This is a genomic window from Thiocapsa sp. C2-2m, assembly GCF_041903745.1.
Classification (GTDB): domain Bacteria; phylum Pseudomonadota; class Gammaproteobacteria; order Chromatiales; family Chromatiaceae; genus Thiocapsa; species Thiocapsa roseilacustris.
The window spans coordinates 118,376-137,621 of sequence record NZ_JBBWVD010000015.1; the positions used below are offsets into that span (position 1 = coordinate 118,376).

17 protein-coding genes are annotated in these 19,246 nt (G+C 65.9%); 14 read left to right on the plus strand and 3 right to left on the minus strand.

Annotated elements, in window-relative coordinates:
* Positions 1-135: 135 nt before the first annotated feature.
* Both AADX97_RS13440 and AADX97_RS13445 read right to left on the minus strand, forming a co-directional pair.
* Positions 136-630, minus strand: a complete 495-nt coding sequence (locus tag AADX97_RS13440; RefSeq protein WP_374233827.1) for a DsrE family protein — start codon at positions 628-630, stop codon at positions 136-138.
* Positions 631-1,285: 655 nt separating this feature from the next.
* Positions 1,286-2,281, minus strand: a complete 996-nt coding sequence (locus AADX97_RS13445) for a serine/threonine protein kinase (RefSeq protein ID WP_374233828.1) — start codon at positions 2,279-2,281, stop codon at positions 1,286-1,288.
* Between the two features lie 62 nt (positions 2,282-2,343).
* Between AADX97_RS13445 and AADX97_RS13450 the strand changes: the two genes are divergently transcribed.
* Positions 2,344-3,306, plus strand: coding sequence for a metallophosphoesterase (locus AADX97_RS13450; RefSeq protein ID WP_374233829.1), 963 nt, complete (start codon positions 2,344-2,346; stop codon positions 3,304-3,306).
* Positions 3,307-3,465: 159 nt separating this feature from the next.
* On the opposite strand, the gene AADX97_RS13455 is transcribed toward AADX97_RS13450, so the two are convergent.
* Positions 3,466-3,744, minus strand: a complete 279-nt coding sequence (locus AADX97_RS13455; RefSeq protein WP_374233830.1) for a type II toxin-antitoxin system ParD family antitoxin — start codon at positions 3,742-3,744, stop codon at positions 3,466-3,468.
* A 202-nt stretch (positions 3,745-3,946) separates the two neighbouring features.
* Between AADX97_RS13455 and leuC the strand changes: the two genes are divergently transcribed.
* From leuC to AADX97_RS13520, 13 genes are all read left to right on the plus strand, one after another.
* On the plus strand, positions 3,947-5,350 hold the full coding sequence (leuC, locus tag AADX97_RS13460) for a 3-isopropylmalate dehydratase large subunit (RefSeq protein WP_374233831.1): 1,404 nt from the start codon (positions 3,947-3,949) through the stop codon (positions 5,348-5,350).
* Complete coding sequence (gene leuD, locus AADX97_RS13465) at positions 5,350-6,012, plus strand: 3-isopropylmalate dehydratase small subunit (RefSeq protein WP_374233832.1); 663 nt, start codon at positions 5,350-5,352, stop codon at positions 6,010-6,012. Before leuC ends, leuD begins: the two co-directional genes overlap by 1 nt.
* Positions 6,013-6,186: 174 nt before the next feature.
* The gene (gene leuB / locus AADX97_RS13470) at positions 6,187-7,260 is read left to right on the plus strand and encodes a 3-isopropylmalate dehydrogenase (RefSeq protein ID WP_374233833.1); all 1,074 of its coding nucleotides are present in this window, start codon (positions 6,187-6,189) and stop codon (positions 7,258-7,260) included.
* A 127-nt stretch (positions 7,261-7,387) separates the two neighbouring features.
* A complete protein-coding gene (gene asd / locus AADX97_RS13475) occupies positions 7,388-8,503 on the plus strand; it encodes an aspartate-semialdehyde dehydrogenase (protein ID WP_374233834.1) in 1,116 nt (371 codons plus the stop codon).
* A 162-nt stretch (positions 8,504-8,665) separates the two neighbouring features.
* Positions 8,666-11,563 (plus strand): FimV/HubP family polar landmark protein, encoded by a 2,898-nt coding sequence (locus AADX97_RS13480; RefSeq protein WP_374233835.1) that lies wholly within the window; start codon positions 8,666-8,668, stop codon positions 11,561-11,563.
* A gap of 80 nt (positions 11,564-11,643) precedes the next feature.
* Positions 11,644-12,441, plus strand: a complete 798-nt coding sequence (truA, locus tag AADX97_RS13485) for a tRNA pseudouridine(38-40) synthase TruA (protein ID WP_374233836.1) — start codon at positions 11,644-11,646, stop codon at positions 12,439-12,441.
* A 108-nt stretch (positions 12,442-12,549) separates the two neighbouring features.
* Positions 12,550-13,176, plus strand: a complete 627-nt coding sequence (locus AADX97_RS13490) for a phosphoribosylanthranilate isomerase (RefSeq protein ID WP_374233837.1) — start codon at positions 12,550-12,552, stop codon at positions 13,174-13,176.
* Entirely contained in the window at positions 13,160-14,425 is a 1,266-nt protein-coding gene (gene trpB, locus AADX97_RS13495; RefSeq protein WP_374233838.1) for a tryptophan synthase subunit beta, read from the plus strand. Before AADX97_RS13490 ends, trpB begins: the two co-directional genes overlap by 17 nt.
* Complete coding sequence (gene trpA, locus AADX97_RS13500; protein WP_374233839.1) at positions 14,422-15,243, plus strand: tryptophan synthase subunit alpha; 822 nt, start codon at positions 14,422-14,424, stop codon at positions 15,241-15,243. Before trpB ends, trpA begins: the two co-directional genes overlap by 4 nt.
* A gap of 181 nt (positions 15,244-15,424) precedes the next feature.
* The gene (gene accD, locus AADX97_RS13505; protein WP_374233840.1) at positions 15,425-16,306 is read left to right on the plus strand and encodes an acetyl-CoA carboxylase, carboxyltransferase subunit beta; all 882 of its coding nucleotides are present in this window, start codon (positions 15,425-15,427) and stop codon (positions 16,304-16,306) included.
* On the plus strand, positions 16,281-17,606 hold the full coding sequence (gene folC / locus AADX97_RS13510; protein ID WP_374233841.1) for a bifunctional tetrahydrofolate synthase/dihydrofolate synthase: 1,326 nt from the start codon (positions 16,281-16,283) through the stop codon (positions 17,604-17,606). The genes accD and folC overlap by 26 nt, the downstream gene beginning before the upstream one ends.
* A 367-nt stretch (positions 17,607-17,973) precedes the next feature.
* Positions 17,974-18,606, plus strand: coding sequence for an SPOR domain-containing protein (locus AADX97_RS13515; protein WP_374233842.1), 633 nt, complete (start codon positions 17,974-17,976; stop codon positions 18,604-18,606).
* A gap of 54 nt (positions 18,607-18,660) precedes the next feature.
* Complete coding sequence (locus AADX97_RS13520; RefSeq protein WP_374233843.1) at positions 18,661-19,152, plus strand: CvpA family protein; 492 nt, start codon at positions 18,661-18,663, stop codon at positions 19,150-19,152.
* Positions 19,153-19,246 lie beyond the last annotated feature (94 nt).

A 19,246-nucleotide genomic window follows, 5' to 3' on the forward strand; every position in this document is an offset into this window, starting at 1 on the left:
GACACGGTTGTCGATGCTTGACCGAAGTTTACGCCTTCGGCCGAACCCACAACAACGCGGCTCGGGGCGCGGAGGATGCACCAAACGTCGAGCTCATTCGAAAGTTGGCATCTCGCTCTGAACGCGGTTTAGGCATCAGAAATCGATCACCTTTTGTGCGCCGAGGAAGAGCGGTCCGACGGTTTCCGGGGTACCGATCTCGGCTCCATCCAACAAATCAGTTTCCGAGTATCCTCGGCTGAGCCAGCATAAGGGGCAGACCACCACCCGACCGCCGACATCCAGGAACTGCGTGACGAGGTCGATCAGCAGGGTGTAATCGTCTGGAACCGATATGCCGAGATCGATTGATTCGTATCCCTCGGTGTCCGGGTCAGGATCGAAGCAGGGCTGGGCCCCCGCTCGGGAATTGATTAGGAACGTTTTGTTGACCAGCTTCACACCTGCAAGGGCGGGAAACATGCCGACATGCTGTCCGGTGGCTTCGGCGGCCGTTTGCAGGTTACGTGCGAGGGTGGTTGCGATACATGCCGCCTCGACGGCGGCGCTGTCGATGATGGGAAGATTCCGACCCCTCGGAGTCGCGACCACCAGATCCTGTTTGAACGTGACCACGATGGCCTCGGGCACCTCCGCTTGGACGGGCGCCGACAGCATAGGGCAAAGAACGAGAAAGGCACCGCCGAGGGCGAGCCTGGTGAGCTTGGGGGATGTCATCGCATGTCTCCGTTGAGATCGGTTGGTGTGACCGCGGAGCGAGATCGTTACCTGATAGACGTCGACTCGCCGACTACGCAATTTCCGAGCTCGGGATCGATTCCTGTGGTGACGGCATCGAAACCATCGTCGGCCCGGCGTATATCAGTGTATTGCGATATTCTGACGTTGCTAGGCCGACTCCTTGCGGAGATGATGAAGATCAGCGAGCAGAGAATTCTTGGGTGCAACCCGGACCGGGTTGACATTTCTCCTGGTACGGCAAGGCGAGCTGAGGTGTTCTAAGAAGGTTTGCGGCGCTGAGCCGGCACCGAGCCCCTGCTCCCACGTGCGTGGAGGCAGCGGTAGATCGTCACCCCCCCGCCACCGTGCATCGAAGGCTTTTTCCGATCGTCGATGTGCACTCGACCCGCTGGCCGTTAGGCCAACGCAAGACGTCGACGACAGGTCGACGATCCCGGGGCGTCGGCCGTTCCGCGACGACCTTCGGTGTGGCTTGTGCCCAATTCGAGAGCGAAGATGCCGGGTGACGAGGGGCCAGCCGCTTGCAAACATCCAGGGGAGCAGGTCAAGGCGGGCTCGCCCACAAGGGCCCTTCCTCCATCGCCGCGATCTGCTCGCGCAGCTGCAGGATGTGATCCTCCCAAAAACGCGGTGCGCCGAACCAGGGGAAGGCGGCGGGGAAGGCCGGATCCTCCCAGCGTCGGGCGAGCCACGCAGCGTAGTGGATGATGCGCAGGGTGCGCAGCGCCTCGATCAGATGAAGCTCGCGGTAGTCGAGCTCGAAGAAGTCCTCGTAGCCGGCCAAGACGTCGGCGAGCTGCCCGCTCATCTCATCGCGATCACCCGAGAGCAGCATCCAGAGATCCTGAATGGCCGGGCCCATGCGCGCGTCGTCGAAGTCGACGAAGTGCGGGCCGGCGTCCGTCCAGAGCATGTTGCCGCGATGACAGTCCCCGTGCAGTCGGATCAAGGCCGGTGAGCCGGTGCGCGCGTAGCAGGCGCGCACGCCGACGAGCGCCTGCTCGACGACGCTCTCGTAGGCGGGAAGCAGGTCCTTCGGGATCCAGTCGTGCTCCAACAGAAAGGCCCGCGGCTCCTCTCCGAAGGAGTCGATATCGAGCGTCGGTCGGTGCGCGAAGGGCTCGACTGCGCCGATCGCATGAATACGCCCGAGCAGGCGCCCGAGCCACTCGAGGACGCTCGGGTCATCGAGCTCTGGCGTGCGACCGCCGCGCCGAGGTGTCAGGGAGAAGCGGTGGCCGGCATAGGCGTGCAGGGTTCGGCCGTCGAAGATCGCAGGCGGCACCGCCGGGATTTCATGCTCGGCCAGCGTCCGCGTGAAGGCGTGCTCCTCGAGGATCGCCGCGTCGCTCCAGCGTCCCGGCCGGTAGAACTTTGCGATGAGCGGCTGCGCATCCTCGATCCCGATCTGGTAGACGCGATTCTCGTAACTGTTGAGTGCGAGCATGCGCCCGTCGGTCGGCAGCCCGAGACTTTCGATCGCGGTGAGCACGAGATCCGGGCTGAGATCGGCGTAAGGGGTGGGATTGGGCGTTATCATGCGCCGATTCTAACGGATCCCGGTCTGCGGGGTCGGGAAACGGGAGCCGCGGGAGCACCATCATGTATCGACATCCGAAACGTCTCGGCTTCTGGCCAGCCGCTCTGCTCGTCCTCCTGAGCGCATCGTCCGTCCGGGCCGAGGCGCTGCGCTTCTTCGCGGCGGGTGATCTGCCTTACTTCGACGCCGAGACCGAGCAGCTTCGCGCTCTCTTCGACACGGCCGAGGCCGAAGGGACGCCCTTCCTGATCCATGTCGGCGACATCAAATCCGGCAGCAGTCCCTGCACCGACGTGAATCTGGATGCGGTCGCGGATCTCTTCCGGGCCAGGACCGTGCCCGTCCTCTACACGCCCGGCGACAACGAGTGGACCGATTGTCACCGCGAGGGTGCTGGCGCTAAGGATCCGCGGGAGCGGCTGGCGCGGGTGCGCGAGGTCTTCTACGGGGATCCGGGCGTGCTCCGGCTCGATCGCCTCGGTGTCGTCCGAGGCGAGGGTGCCGATGCCGTCGAATATCCCGAGAATTACGTGTTCATGCGCGACGGGGTTCTTGTCGTCTCGGTTCATGTCGTCGGCAGCAACAACGGCGATGCGCCGGACGACCCGGCCGCGGTCGCCGAATTCGAGGCACGCGATGCCGCGAACGTGCGTCTCCTGCGCCAAGCGACCGCGCTGGCCGCGGAGCGCGACGCGAACGCGATGGTCATCGTCTTTCACGCGAATCCCCAATTCGAGAAGGCCCGGCCGGGGCGCGGCTTCGTTCGCCTGCATCGTGCGCTCGCGGAGCTGATGGATGCCTATCCCGGACCGGTGCTCGCGATCCATGGCGACACGCATCGCTTCAAGCACGATCGACCCCTGATCGACCCCGCGACGGGCGAGCCCTTCGAGCGCTTCGTGCGCATCGAGGTCCCCGGCTCGCCGGTCGTCGGCGGGGTCTGGATCAGTGTTGAACCGCAAGCGGAGGAGCCGTTCGGGGTCAGCGAGATGTATCCGATTGGGCGGGATCGGTTGATGGAGTGAATCTGGTCGGTCCGCCGCGTAGGACGCCCATGGCCACGGGATCAATCCGCGTCCGAGAGCCCACGGGACACCTCCATTGCATCGTGCAGCAGGCGGATGACCTGGATATCGCCGTCCGGCGCGACGCGATAGACGAGGAGATGAGGAGCTTCGTCATCCCTAACGAGGCAGCTCGGCTGGCTCGATGCTGTCGAGATAGTCGGCGATCTCGGCCCGCGTGCGGACAGCCTCAAATCGACCTTCATCCATCTCGCGCAGACCGATATCGACGGCCTCTCGGAGTGCTTCCAAGCGCGCGGCATCCTCGGCCACGCGTTGTTCGAGCAAACGCAGACCCTCCCGCAGCACCTCGCTGGCGTTCTGGTACCGACCGCTGTCGACAAGGCTGCCGATCAGTGATTCTTGATGATCCGTAAGGACCACGTTTCTTGTAGGCATCGCTCTCTTCACCTCACCGTTTGCAGACCAAGGCTAGCAGGAACTGGCATTATCTGCCAATGTGATGCCGAGATCGGTCGGCAGACTCTCGTCCTGTCGCCGCCCGGTGCCCATAGCAATCCACATGCTGCGCCGCCGCAATTGAGTTTGACGGCCCCGGCGTTTATTCTTCCCGATTGGTTTTTGTTTCGAGGCCGGAGCCATGGGTGCCAAGACCCTCTACGCTAAACTTTGGGACGCACATGTCGTCCATCTCGACGAGAACGGCACGGCCCTGCTCTACATTGACCGCCAGCTCGTCCATGAGGTCACCTCCCCGCAGGCCTTCGAAGGGTTGCGTCTGGCCGGTCGGCGTCCGTGGCGGGTTGCTGCGAATCTGGCCGTGCCGGATCACAACGTCCCGACGCGCGACCTCGCGGCCGGCATTACGGATCCGGTCTCCAAGATCCAGGTCGAGACGCTCGACAGCAACTGTGCCGAGTTCGGGATCACCGAGTTTCGCATGTCCGATCCGCGCCAAGGTGTGGTGCACGTGATCGGCCCGGAGCAGGGCTTTACACTGCCGGGCGCGACCGTTGTTTGCGGCGATTCCCACACCTCGACACACGGCGCCTTCGGTGCGCTCGCATTCGGGATCGGCACCTCCGAGGTCGAGCATGTGCTCGCGACCCAGTGCCTGATCCAGCGCAAGTCCAAGACGCTCCTGATCAGCATCGACGGGCAGGTCGGACCGGGTGTCACTGCCAAGGACATCGTGCTCGCCATCATCGGCGCGATCGGCACGGCCGGCGGAACGGGCTCGGTGATCGAGTTCGCCGGCGACGCCATCCGCGCGATGTCGATGGAAGGGCGCATGACGGTGTGCAACATGGCCATCGAGGCCGGCGCGCGGGCGGGACTGATCGGGGTCGACGAGAAGACGATCGCCTATCTGCGCGGCCGTCCCTATGCCCCGACCGGCGAGCTCTTCGAGCAGGGAGCCGCCCAGTGGCGCGGCCTGGTCAGTGACCCGGACGCGCACTTCGATCGCGTGGTCCGGATGGATGCAGCGGAGATCCAGCCGCAGGTCACCTGGGGGACCTCGCCCGAGATGGTGGTCCCGATCGACGGCGCGGTCCCGGATCCGCAGGACGAGCAGGACCCGGTGCGGGCCGAGGGCATCCGCCGCGCGCTCGATTACATGGGTCTTGAGCCCGGGACCGCGATCCGCGACATCCGCCCGGACAAGATCTTCATCGGCTCCTGCACCAATTCGCGGATCGAGGATCTGCGTGCCGCCGCCGAGGTCGTCAAAGGCCGCAAGGTCGCCGAAAGCATTCAGCTGGCGCTGGTCGTGCCCGGCTCGGGCCTGGTCAAGGCGCAGGCCGAGGCCGAGGGCCTGGACCGGATCTTCACCGAGGCCGGTTTCGAGTGGCGCGAGCCCGGCTGCTCCATGTGTCTGGCGATGAACGCCGATCGGCTCGAGCCGGGCGAGCGCTGTGCATCCACATCCAACCGCAATTTCGAGGGCCGGCAGGGTCAAGGGGGTCGGACCCATCTGGTCAGCCCCGCAATGGCCGCCGCCGCGGCGGTGACCGGTCACTTCGTCGACGTGAGGGAGCTCTGATGGAACCCTTCCAAGATTTCACCGGCATCGTTGCGCCGCTCGACCGCGCGAACGTCGACACCGATGCCATCATCCCGAAGCAGTTCCTGAAGAGCATCGCGCGCACCGGCTTCGGACCCTATCTTTTCGACGAGCTGCGCTATCTGGACCGCGGCGAGCCGGGGATGGACTGCACGAACCGGCCGCTCAACCCGACCTTCGTTCTGAACGACCCGAGATACGCGGGTGCGCAGATCCTGCTGGCTCGCGAGAATTTCGGCTGCGGCTCTTCGCGCGAGCACGCGCCCTGGGCGATCGCCGATTTCGGGCTGCGCGTCGTCATCGCACCGAGCTTTGCCGACATCTTCCACAACAACTGCTACAAGAACGGTCTTCTGCCGATCGTTCTGCCGCCGAAGATCGTCGACGATCTCTTTGCGCGTGCGAGCGGGCCGCAGGCGCTGCGCATCGATGTGGATCTATCCGAGCAGTTGCTCGTGCTCGACGACGGCACCCGCATCGGGTTCGAGATCGACGCAGGCAACAAAGAACGGCTGCTCAAGGGCCTGGACGACATCGGCCTGACCCTGGAGCAGGCCGATGCCATCCGCGCCTACGAGGAGCGCCGTCGGCGCGAGGCGCCCTGGCTCTTTTTCGCGCCGCCACCCGGATTGGGCGTTTAAGCTCGATCTCGGTGAGATGCGGTTTAAAGTTTCATCTTGTTGAGTACCTTAAACCGCGCCGGCTCCGACAGTTGTCGGAGCCGGCGCGGTCAAGCCACTCCAACACACGACGCATACCGCACCGGGCGCGGTTTAAGCGCGGCACACCACGAGACTTGATCGAGCGAGAAACCATTGAGTAAGAAGATATTGGTGTTGGCGGGCGACGGGATCGGCACGGAGATCGTGGCCGAGGCCGTCAAGGTTTTGAACGTCCTGCAAGCCGAAGGGGCCATCGATGTCTCTCTGCAGGACGGGCTGGTCGGCGGCGCGGCCTACGATGCCGCGGGCGATCCGCTGCCGGAGGAGACGCTGGAGGCCGCGCGCGCATCCGATGCCGTGCTGCTCGGGGCGGTCGGCGGACCCAAATGGGAGCCGCTGCATATCTCCAAGCGCCCCGAGAAGGGTCTGCTCGGTCTGCGCGCGGGTCTCGGTCTCTTCGCGAACCTGCGCCCGGCGATCCTCTATCCGCAGTTGGCCGATGCCTCCACGCTCAAGCCCGAGGTGGTCTCCGGGCTCGACATCATGATCGTGCGCGAGCTGACCGGCGACATCTATTTCGGCCAGCCGCGCGGGGTCGAGACCCTCCCGTCCGGCGAGCGTCGCGGCTTCAACACCATGGTCTACACCGAGTCCGAGGTGGAGCGCATCTGTCGCGTCGCCTTCGACATCGCCATGCAGCGCGGCAAGAAGGTCTGCTCGGTGGACAAGGCGAACGTGCTCGAATGCACCGAGATGTGGCGCGAAGTCGCGACCAAGACGGCCGCAGACTATCCGGAGATCCAGCTCTCGCACATGTATGTCGACAATGCTGCGATGCAGCTGGTGCGTGCGCCAAAGCAGTTCGACGTGATGGTCACGGGCAACATCTTCGGCGATATCCTCTCGGACTGCGCGGCCATGCTGACCGGCTCGATCGGCATGTTGCCCTCGGCGTCGCTGAACGAGAAAGGGCAGGGCATGTACGAGCCGATCCACGGCTCCGCGCCCGATATCGCCGGCAAGGGCGTCGCCAATCCGCTCGCCACCATCCTCTCGGTCGCCATGATGCTGCGCTACTCCCTCGACGCCGCGTCAGCCGCGGAGCGCATCGAGGCCGCTGTCTCCAAGGTGCTCGACCAGGGCCTGCGCACCGCGGACATCATGTCGAGCGGCATGCGCCAGGTCGGCACCGCCGAGATGGGCGACGCGGTGGTGGCGGCGCTTTAGGAGCCCGTAGGTTGTGCTGACGATAGGAAGCACAACTCGCGCCGACTGACAGCTGACAGCTGACAGCTGATAGCAGGAAAAGAAGCCCACCCATAGACAAAACAATCCACGACTACGGAGTACCTCAATGAAGCGTGTCGGATTCATCGGCTGGCGTGGCATGGTCGGCTCGGTCTTGATGGACCGCATGCGGGCGGAGGGCGATTTCGACCTGATCCCGGAGGCGGTCTTCTTCACCACCTCGCAGGTCGGTCAGCCGGGCCCGGACGTCGGGCAGGGCGCGCGCCCGCTGCAGGACGCCGAGTCCATCGAGGCCCTGCGCGAGATGGACCTCATCCTGACCTGTCAGGGCGGGGACTACACCAAGGCGATCTATCCCAAGCTGCGCGCCACCGGTTGGGACGGCTACTGGATCGACGCGGCCTCGGCGCTGCGCATGGATCCGAACGCGACCATCATCCTGGATCCGGTCAACCAGCCCGTGATCGATGCCGCACTGGAGCAGGGCAAGCGCGACTTCATCGGCGGCAACTGCACCGTGAGCCTGATGCTGATGGCGATCGGCGGGCTGTTCCGCGAGGGTCTGGTCGAGTGGGTCAGTGCCATGACCTATCAGGCGGCCTCCGGTGCGGGTGCCAAGAACATGCGCGAGCTGCTGTCCCAGATGGGCGCGCTGCATGGTGCGGTGTCGCCGCTCTTGGAGGATCCGGCCTCCGCTATCCTGGAGATCGATCGGCGCGTCACCGAGACCATGCGCGGCAGCGCGTTTCCGACCGAGAACTTCGGGGCTCCTCTGGCCGGCAGCCTCATCCCCTGGATCGACACCGCCGTTCCGAACGGTCAGAGCCGCGAGGAATGGAAAGGCATGGCCGAGACCAACAAGATCCTCGGCCGCGAGGTCGACCCGGTGCCGATCGACGGTCTGTGCGTGCGCGTCGGCGCGATGCGTTGCCACAGTCAGGGTCTGACCATTAAGCTGGCACGCGACTGCTCGGTCGCGCGGATCGAGGAGATCATCGCTGCATCCAACGACTGGGTGCGGCTCATCCCCAACGATCGGCAAGAGACGGTACAGGGCCTGTCGCCGGCAGCGGTTACCGGCACCCTGACCGTCCCGGTCGGGCGGCTGCGCAAGATGAATCTGGGCGAGCACTATCTGACGGCATTCACGGTCGGCGATCAGTTGCTCTGGGGTGCGGCCGAGCCCCTGCGGCGAATGCTGCGCATCCTGCTCGCGCGCTGATCCGGTCGCGGTCGACGTCCGGGGCATCTGCCGTTCTTGGTGTGCACGGACCTGTTCGGATATAGTCCGCTTGCTACAGGGGGAATTCGGGCCGGACGAGCCATCGGCCGCCGGCCCTTCCGATACCGGCGGACCGATGCCGCCACTGCACGAGGGAGGCGGATGTCTCTTCAGGTCATTCGGGCGTCGATCATTGTCTTGGCCCTGACGGGCACCGACGCGTATGCCCTCGGTCTTGGAGGATTACGCACCGAGTCCGCTCTCAATCAGCCCTTCGTCGGCGAGATCGATCTCTTAGACGTCAAGCCAGACGAGCTTGATACCGTCAAAGCGGCGCTTGCCTCGGCGGATGCATTTGCGAAATCCGGGGTCGAGCGCTATCAGTTTCTGACCGGTCTTGTCTTCAAGCCCGAGTCTTCTGCCCGCGGCGGTGCGGTGCTTCGTGTGACGAGTCGCGAGCCGATCCGCGAGCCCTTCATGGATTTTCTCGTCGAGGTCGTCTGGCCGGCCGGTCAGCTAGTCAAGGAGTTCACGGTCCTTTTGGATCCGCCGTCGATGTCCGAGCGACGTGCCCCCGAGGTGCAACCGCCCGCCATCGCGGATCGTCGATCGGCGACACCCCCGTCGACAACTCGATCGGCCCCGCGCTCCGATCCGTCCACGCAGCGCAGCGATGCTGCCGATCGCATCCCGTCGCAGCCCGCCCGCCGGATCCCGAGCGGGCAGGATGGATTCCCCGCCTATTTCGGCCCCGTGCGTTCCGGGACGGGTCTCTTGCGACTGTCACGCGGTGGCCAACCGGCAGGCGCGACGACGGCCCAGACCGCCTTGGCGCTCTATCGCAACAATCAGGACGCCTTCATCAGGGGCGACATCGACCGCTTGATCGCCGGCAAGACACTCGTCATCCCCACACACGCCGAGTTGTTTGCACTCGACGAGGGCGCGGCGGCGGCGGAGCTTCAGGCGGCCCTACAGGGTGGCACGGTGCGTCGTTCGCCAATCACCGAGGTTGCGTGGATCGACGACGCCGAAGCGGCACAGAGCGCGCGTCTGCGCATTGCGGGCGCAGCCGCCGGTGCGGTACCCGGTACCCTCTCCGGCGATGTCGAGGCAGCGCCGGCGACATCCGTCGATGACGCTGCTCCGGATTCGGGCGCCGTGCCGTCACCGCGGACCGATCTGGAGGAGGAGCTGCTGCTGGTGATCGAGGCGAGCGAAGCGGCCCGTCAGGAGACCGAGGAGCTTCGCGTGCGGGTCCGCGATCTGGAGGCCCAGCTCGCCGACATCCAGAACCTGCTGCAACTGAGGAACGCCGAGGTGGCGAGGCTTCGGGGCGGGGCGTCGGGCGAAGCGGACGCGGTCGAGGTTGTTTCGGAACCTCCTGCGGGGGAGCCGGATTCGGTGATCGAGGAGCCGGAGATCGCCGCACCCGACGGCGCGGAGTCCACCTCCGAAGAGGGCGAGGCGACCCCGGGCGAGGAGGCTCCGGCCGCGGATGCGGGCGCCGACCCGGGCATCGTCGCGGTTGAAACCGAAACCGAAACATCTCCAGCAGCCACGGTGGCGGTCGAAGGCGAGGAGATCGAGACCTCGGCCGAAACCGAGCCCGCGGCCACCTCTGCCTGGCATGCCTATCTTCTCCCGCTGGCCGGCTTCGCCGGGGTGACCGCGCTGGGGGTCCTCGCCTTTACACTGGTGTCGGCGCGTCGTCGTCGCGAGCAGGAGGAGAACGAGGACGAGTGGAGTATCGACTCCGCTGCCGTAGACATCAGGGAGCCGGAGTCCGAGCCGGTTGCTCCCGAACCGATGTCGGCCGAGGTTGCGGTTCGGACGCCCGCCGACGTCGGTCTCGCTCCGCCGCGCGAGCCGGAGCCCGCAGGACCCGAGCCCACGGCCCGGAATCCACAAAACGACTCCGGGTTGCTCACGCCGTCGTCTCACCTCAGCTCGTTCGGGCACTTCGAGACCGAGACCGACGAGGCCGATGCGCTCTCCGAGGCCGATATCTATATCGCCTACGGACGTTACAAGGAGGCCGAGGAGCTGCTCAAGCGCGAGCTCAAACGCTCGCCGGGTCGTCTCGACGTGCGCTTCAAGCTGGCGGAGGTTTATGCCGGGTCCGAGAACGCCGAGGCGTTGCGCAAGCTCATGCAGGAGCTTAGGTCCACCGGCGTCGACACCGCGGAGCCTGCGCGCTGGCAGCGCCTGAGTGCGATTGTCGCGGTGGTCGAGCAAGGCGGCGCCTGGGACCCCGGGGCCACCTTGCCGATTACCGAGGCGACCGGCCTCCCTGCGCGGGAGACGGGGCCGAATCTCCCTGCTTTGGAGGATGCCGCCGATGTGTCGTTCGGCGAGGCTCGCGAGGACGAGAACGACTTCTTCAGGCTCGATCTCGGCGATGCCGAGTCCAACCCTCCTCACGTGCCGACTCCGGGGCCAACTCCCCGGACGGCGACGCCCTCGCCGGTGGCCGCGGAGCCGGCCACGCCGACGGAGGAGGATCTTCCGCTTCTGTTCAACGATTCCGCCTTGGATAGCCCGCCGGATCTGCCCGAGCTTTCGGGTCTGCTGGACCAGCCTGAACCTGCGGCTCCCGACGCGCGTGCTCGGCCAGCGGACGTCTCCGGAGAGTCCGATTTGATCCTGACGCTGGACGATCTTCGCGACTCGCGCGATCTGGATCTCGACGCCTTCCTCGATGCCGGGCCGCCTCCCGCTGCCTCGTCGCCTGCGACATCGTTGAAGGCCGAGCCCGATCCTGAGTCGTCGCTGCCGCAGTTGGGGCTTCCGGGGAACGATGCGAGCCACTTCACCCGGGATGCGGCTCCCGGCGCGCCAGGGCAGGAGGCGCTCGGGACCCCCGAAGACGCGGTCGCCGAGCAATGGGCGATGGACACCGGGATCTGGGACGAGAATGCCACCAAGCTCGACCTCGCACGCGCCTATATCGACATGGACGACGCCGCCTCCGCTCGGGAGATCCTCGCGGAAGTCATCGCGGAGGGTCGCGAGGTGCAACGTAGCGAGGCGCAAGAGATGTTGAGGGCACTCGCCTGAATGCCGATGCGAGGCTGGAGTCCACGCCCGAGTCCGCAGGATCGACGCCGGCTACTGCGGCGACCCCGCAACGGATTGCTATGGGTATCGAATACGACGGCTCGGCGTTTCGCGGTTGGCAGATCCAGGTCGGGGTGCGCAGCGTACAGGCGACGCTCGAAGAGGCGATCGGTCGCGTCGCCGATCACCCGATCCGCGTCCAGTGTGCCGGGCGCACCGATGCAGGCGTGCATGCCGACGAGCAGGTGGTGCATTTCGACACCACTGCGCGTCGCAGCGAGCGCGCCTGGGTGCTCGGGACCAACGTCAATCTTCCGCCCGATGTCGCCGTGCGTTGGGCCTGTCCGGTCAACCCGCAGTTTCATGCCCGTTTCGACGCGCAGGCCCGTCACTACCGCTATCTGATCATGGTGCGCGCGACGCGCTCGCCCCTGCAGCGTGACCGCGCCGTTTGGAGCCACCGGCCCCTGGATGTCGACCGCATGCGCGAGGCCGGACAGGCACTCGTCGGCATGCATGACTTCTCCAGCTTCCGCGCGGTCGCCTGTCAGGCGAAGAGTCCGATCCGCCATCTGCACTATCTGGAGCTGAGCGAGACGGAAAGCCTTATTCAGTTACGGGTTGGTGCCAACGGGTTTTTGCACCATATGGTGCGCAACATTGCCGGTGTGCTGATGACGATCGGCCGCGGTGAGGCGCCGGTCGAATGGACGCGAGAGCTTCTTGAGCTGCGCGACCGCCGCCTCGGCGGTGTGACCGGCCCACCCCAGGGGCTCTATTTCGTACGTGCCGATTACCCGGAAGATTTTCGACTGCCGTCCGGTCGGGAACCCGCTCCATCGACGGATCAGCACAATGTCCCACGCTCTTGCTTGTAATCACCTGAACCGCGTCGACTCAACGCGCGCATGTCGCCCCGACGCGCGATGCTCCGACCCCCGTTGGTCAGTCGCCCAGAGACGCGGTTCAGCCGGCATTCGCCAATCATGAGAACCCGCGTTAAGATTTGCGGCCTGACGCGTCGTGCCGATGTAGACGCGGCGGTTGCCGCGGGGGTCGATGCGGTCGGATTTGTCTTCCATCCGTCGAGTCCTCGGGCGGTGTCGCCGCAGGACGCCCGCGACCTCTGCGCCGCGTTGCCGCCCTTCGTGACGGCGGTCGGGCTCTTCGTCGATGCCTCTCCCGAGCAGATCCGCGCGACCCTGGAGCGGGTTCCGCTTGAGCTGCTGCAATTCCACGGCGAAGAGGCCCAGGAGCTCTGCGCATCCTTCGGGCGGCGATGGATCAAGGCGATCCGGATGCGTCCGGGCGTGGATCTCGCCGAAGAGCAGAAGCGCTACGGACGCGCCGCCGGACTTCTGCTCGACGCGTTCGATCCGGCTCGGCCGGGCGGGACCGGACAACGCTTCGATTGGGATCGAATCCCGGCGGCACTCGCGCCATCGATCGTCCTCGCCGGCGGTCTGGATGCCGAGAATGTCGGAGAGGCGATCTGCCGGGTTCGACCCTTCGGCGTCGACGTGAGCGGCGGCGTCGAGGCGTCGAAGGGCATCAAAGACCATGACAAGATTCGTGATTTCATGCAGAGGGTGAACGATGTCGACATCTCCTGATCATCTCGGCCTCGCCGGCATCGGTTCGGCCGGCGCGCCGCACGCAACGTCCGGCGCCTACAATTGGCCGGATGCCGGCGGTCATTTCGGACCCTACGGCGGGATGTTCGTCCCCGAGACCCTCATGCATCCGCTCGAAGAGCTGCGCACGGCATACGAGCACTACATGGCCGATCCCCAGTTCCAGGCGGAGCTCGATGCCGACCTGCAGGACTATGTCGGCCGGCCCTCGCCCCTCTATCACGCCGAGCGTTGGAGCCGCGAGCTCGGCGGCGCGCAGATCTTTCTCAAGCGCGAGGACCTCAATCACACCGGCGCGCACAAGGTGAACAACACCATCGGTCAGGCCCTGCTGGCACGGCGCATGGGCAAGACCCGCATCATCGCCGAGACCGGCGCCGGTCAACACGGGGTCGCGAGCGCGACCGTGGCGGCGCGGCTCGGGCTGGAATGTGTCGTCTACATGGGCGAGGTCGATATCGCCCGCCAGGAGGCGAACGTTTATCGCATGCGCCTGCTCGGCGCGCGCGTGGTCTCGGTCACCTCCGGCTCCCGCACCCTCAAGGATGCGCTGAACGAGGCGATGCGCGACTGGGTGACGAACGTTGACGACACCTTCTACATCATCGGCACCGTTGCCGGTCCGCATCCCTATCCGGCGATGGTTCGGGATTTTCAGGCTGTGATCGGCCGCGAGGCCCGGGCACAGATGCTCGCACGCAGCGGGCGTCTGCCCGATGCCTTGGTCGCCTGCGTGGGCGGCGGTTCCAACGCCATCGGGCTCTTCTATCCCTTCATCGGGGACGCAGGCGTGGCCATCTACGGTGTCGAGGCCGCGGGCGACGGACTGCAGACCGGTCGCCATGCCGCGCCGCTTTGCGCGGGCCGACCCGGCGTGCTGCACGGCAACCGCACCTATCTGATGGAAGACAACCACGGCCAGATCGTCGAGACCCATTCCATCTCGGCCGGGCTCGACTATCCGGGTGTCGGCCCCGAGCACGCCTGGCTCAAGGATAGCGGGCGCGCCCGCTACGACTCGGTCACCGACGACGAGGCCCTGCGCGCCTTTCATCACCTGACCCGAACCGAAGGGATTATCCCCGCGCTCGAATCCAGTCACGCCTTGGCCTACGTGCACAAACTTGCCCCGACCATGCGTAAGGATCAGTCGATCATCATCAATCTCTCCGGGCGCGGGGACAAGGACATGCACACGGTCGCCAGTCACGACGGGTTGGTCTTATGAGTCGGATCGCCGCACGTTTCGAGCAGCTCCGTGACCGGGGTCGCACCGCGCTCATTCCTTTTGTCACAGCCGGTGATCCGTCTCCCGCCGTGACCGTCCCGCTGATGCATGCGATGGTTGCTGCGGGCGTGGATCTGATCGAGCTGGGCGTGCCCTTCTCCGATCCGATCGCCGACGGTCCGGTCATTCAGCGGGCGACCGAGAGGGCCTTGGCCGCAGGCGTCACGCTCGACGACGTGCTCGACATGGTTCGGCAGTTCCGCGAGCGCGACACCGAGACGCCCGTCATCCTCATGGGTTATCTCAATCCGATCGAGGTGATGGGTTACGAGACCTTCGCGGTCGCGGCGCGCGGCGCCGGACTGGACGGCGCCCTGATCGTGGATGTGCCCCCGGAGGAGGGCCACGCGCTGGTCGAGATGCTGAAGTCGCAGGGGTTGGACCTGGTCTATCTCCTGGCGCCGACCTCGACCGAGGCGCGCATCGCGCGGATCGGCGAGGTCGCCTCCGGGTTCGTCTACTACGTCTCGGTGAAGGGCGTGACCGGGGCCGGGAACCTGGACACCGCAGCAGTCGCCGAGAAGGTGGGTCTCATCAAGTCGCTGATCCGGCTCCCGGTCGGGGTCGGGTTCGGCATCAATAACCCCGAAACCGCGGCCTCGGTCGCTCGGGTCGCCGATGCGGTCATCGTCGGCAGCGCCATCGTGAGTCGCATCGAGGCGCTTGCCGCGACCCCGGAGCGGATCCCGGAGGCTGTTGCCGCGTTTCTCACCGGTCTACGCCAGGCCATCGACGAGGTGGATGCCCATGTCGCCTAAGCCCCCCAGCCGGGTTCGCCACGCGCTGACGCGCCTGGATAAACCAGCCGCACCCGCCGCGAACCCACCTGGGAAGTCCGCGCCCGGCCCAACCACGCCCGGCCCAACCGCAGCGCGTAGAACCGCAGAAGAGCCCAAGGGCGATCGTGCGGCCACCCTCAAACAGGCGATGGATAAAAGTATGAGCTGGTTCGAGAAGCTGATTCCGAGCCGCATTCGTACCGATGCCAGCACCAAACGGGCGGTGCCGGAGGGCGTCTGGGCCAAATGCCCGGGCTGTCAGGCCATCCTCTACCGAGCGGAGCTTGAGCGAAACCTCGAGGTCTGCCCCAAGTGCAGTCACCACTGCCGATTGAGCGGGCGCCGCCGGCTTGAGACCTTTCTCGATCCGGAGGGTCGCGTGGAGATCGGGGGCGAGCTCGAGTCTCTGGACCCGCTGAAATTCAAGGATCTCAAGAAGTACAAGGACCGTCTCGTGCAGGCCCAGAAGCAGTCCTCCGAGAAGGAGGCCCTGATCGTGATGCGTGGTCGGCTGAAAGGTCAGCCGATCGTCGCCTCGGCCTTCGAGTTCGGTTTCATGGGCGGGTCTATGGGCTCGGTGGTCGGCGAGCGCTTCGTGCGGGGTGTCGAGGCGGCGCTCGAGCAACACTCGCCCTACGTCTGTTTTTCGGCGAGCGGCGGCGCACGCATGCAGGAGAGCCTTTTCTCCCTGATGCAGATGGCCAAGACCAGCGCGGCCTTGGGGCGCATGCGCGAGCATTCGCTCCCCTTCGTCTCGGTGATGACGGATCCGACCATGGGCGGTGTCTCGGCGAGTCTCGCGATGCTCGGCGATCTCAATATCGCCGAGCCCAACGCGCTGATCGGCTTCGCCGGTCCGCGCGTCATCGAGCAGACGGTTCACGAAAAGCTGCCCGAGGGCTTCCAGCGCAGCGAGTTCCTGATCGAAAAGGGCGCGCTCGACATGATCATGGATCGGCGTGACCTGCGCGAGCGCATTGCCGATCTGCTCGCGATCTTGGCGCATCGACCGCGGTATGTCCGCACGGTCGTGCCTGTCTGAATCGCGTCTCGTGAGTCGTTTCAACGACCTCGACGCCTGGTTGAGCTGGCAGATGCAGCTGCATCCGAAGGCCATCGCGCTCGGGCTCGAACGGGTCGGCGCCGTCTGGGCGCGACTCGGGCCGGCGTACTTGCCGTTTCCGCTCGTCACGGTGGGCGGGACCAACGGCAAAGGCTCCTGTGTCGCGATGGTGGAGGCGATCTGTCGTGCCGCCGGCTATCGCACCGGGGTCTACAGCTCGCCGCATTTGCTACGGTACAACGAGCGCGTGCGTCTCGACGGGGAAGATGTCTCCGATGCGTTGCTGTGCGCGGCATTCGAGCGGATCGACCGGGCGCGCGGCGAGACGGCGCTCACCTATTTCGAGTTCGGCACCCTCGCGGCGCTCGATCTCTTCGTGCGCAGCGCCCCCGATGTCGTGATCCTCGAGGTCGGGCTGGGCGGGCGTCTCGACGCGGTCAATCTGTGGGACGCGGATGTGTCGGTGGTCACCTCGATCGGGCTGGATCATACCGCTTGGCTAGGCCACTCCTTGGATGAGATCGCCTTCGAGAAAGCGGGGATCTTTCGCCCCGGCCGTCCGGCCGTCATCGGGCAACGCGATGCCCCGGCGCGGCTGCGCGCCGAGGCGCAGCGGCGCGGGAGTCTACCCATTCAGCTCGGTCGGGAGATCGACTGGACGATCGGCGATGGCGGAGGCTGGATCTGGAGTGCGCCATCGGGCGAGCGTTTGGCTCTGCCCGAGCCGGCGATGCGCGGACCCTTCCAGTACGACAATGCCTCGGCGGCGATCGCAGCACTCCGCGCCCTGCACGAGCGCTTGCCGATTTCGGTCAACGCGATCCGGGCCGGGTTGCAGCGTGCGCGCTTGCCGGGCCGGTTCCAGGTCTTCCCCGGCACGCTGACCTGGATCCTGGATGTTGCGCACAACGGCGAGGCGGCGCAGGCCTTGGCCGCGAATCTGCGCGTCTTCGCCAGTCGCGGTCGGCTGCGCGCCGTCCTCGCGGTCCTCGATGACAAGTCGCCCGAGTCGATGGTGGTCCCGCTCCTGCCGTTCGTGGGCGATTGGTATCTCGCGCAGAGCCAGGATCCGCGCGCCATGCCCGTCGCGGTGCTGAGCAGGCGCCTGGAGGCGGTTCTGCCTGCACCTGCTGCGGGGTTGCTGTCGGATCTCGATGCCGCGTTCGATGCCGCCGAGGCCGCATCCGAGCCGGGAGACGCCCTGTTGGTCGTCGGTTCCTTCACGACCGTCGGGGCGGCACTGCGCCGGCTCGATTCGGGGCGTGGCGATCGGGGCTGAGCCCGGGCCCGGGTGTCCGGTTCGGGGCGTCCCGGGTCTACGAGATCATCGCGCGGTGCCTCGCTGGTAAGACCGGCCACCCGAAACATCAGTCACTCGTGACACCCGCTCTGCGGTGTCACGCGTGACCCGTGGCGCTCTGCGCCACGTGCCACGATGGCCGGAGTGACGAGCAAGGCCCTCGCGCGGCGCCGGCTGTGGCCAGGCGTATTGATATTATCCGATTGAAATCAATAGTGATATTTCAGACTCGCCGGTACGGTTTCGGCTCTGCCATGCTATACTTCCGGCCTTTCGAGGCCGTTCGACAAACATGATCTCAGGGCCCCGGCGATTCGCTCGGTGCCCGACATCCAGGTGGCGATTTATGCAAGAAGGCGCAAAGAAGCGGTTGGTGGGTGCGATTGTGATCGTCGCGCTGGCGGTCATCTTCGTCCCGATGCTGTTCGAGGAAGAGACGGTAACTGATCTGGCTCCGTTGCCGGCGGTGATTCCCGAGCAGCCGGTCGTCGACGATCGCTTTCGGTCCGAGTCCTTTCTCACACCGGCCGATTCGGGCATCGGCGGGCTTCCCGAAGAGTCATGGATCGATCCGGCTACCTTGGCGCTCCCCGTCGCCGAGGAGATCGATCCCGTGTACGAGGGAGATTTCGACGAGCCGGCGGGAGATTCGGCGGCGCCCCCGCCGGTCGCAGCCTCAAGCACTGCGCCGTCCGCAACCCCTCGGGTGCCCGAGGCGCCGCCGCCGATGGCGCGCGACGACGGGATGCCGTCCTATGTGACCCAAGTCGCGAGTCTGGGGACCTCGGCAAGCGCGCAGGAATTGGCGGCGAAGCTTCAAACCGAGGGCTATTCCGCCTTCGTCGAGTCTGCCGTGGTCGGAGGACGCACCTACTACCGCGTCCGTGTCGGACCCGAAGCGGACCGTTCGAGCGCCGAGAAGACGGCCGCCAAGCTCCGTCAGAAGTACAAGGACCCCTTTGTTCAGCGTTATCCCTGAGCGGATTCCGGTCCCTGCTACATTTCCCTCTAGTCCGGTGCGTCGGAGCTGACGATGAATTGGGTCGATTACGCCATCCTCGGGATTGTCCTGCTGTCCGCTTTGGTTGGGCTCGGGCGCGGTCTGATCCGCGAGGTCTTGTCCTTGGGGGTCTGGATCGCCGCGATCCTGATTGCTTGGCTGTTCCACCGCGAGGTCGCCGAGCTGCTGGTGCCCTACCTATCGCAGCCCTCGGTGCGTCTGGCCGCGGCCTTCATCGGCTTGATCCTCGTGACTCTCGTCCTCGGCGCCATACTCGGCGCCATCCTGTCGGCCCTGATCGAGAAGACCGGTCTCGGTGCTGTCGATCGGGTGCTCGGCTTGGTCTTCGGCGCGGCTCGCGGTGTGGTGATCGTGGCGATGGCGGTCTTCCTGGGGGCCCTCACACCCATGCCGGAGGATCCCTGGTGGCAGGAATCACGGCTCATCGGCCAGTTCCAAGCGGTGGCCGGCTGGCTCGTCGATCTGGTGCCGGAAGAGGTGCAGGCTAGGGTCAAGAGCCTTTGAGGGTTGGCGGCGCTTGGGGTTTTGCGGGTGCGTGATTGGTGCTCCAGCCTCCAGCGGTCAGCGTGTTTCCGTGGTTGTCATCGGGAGACGCAGC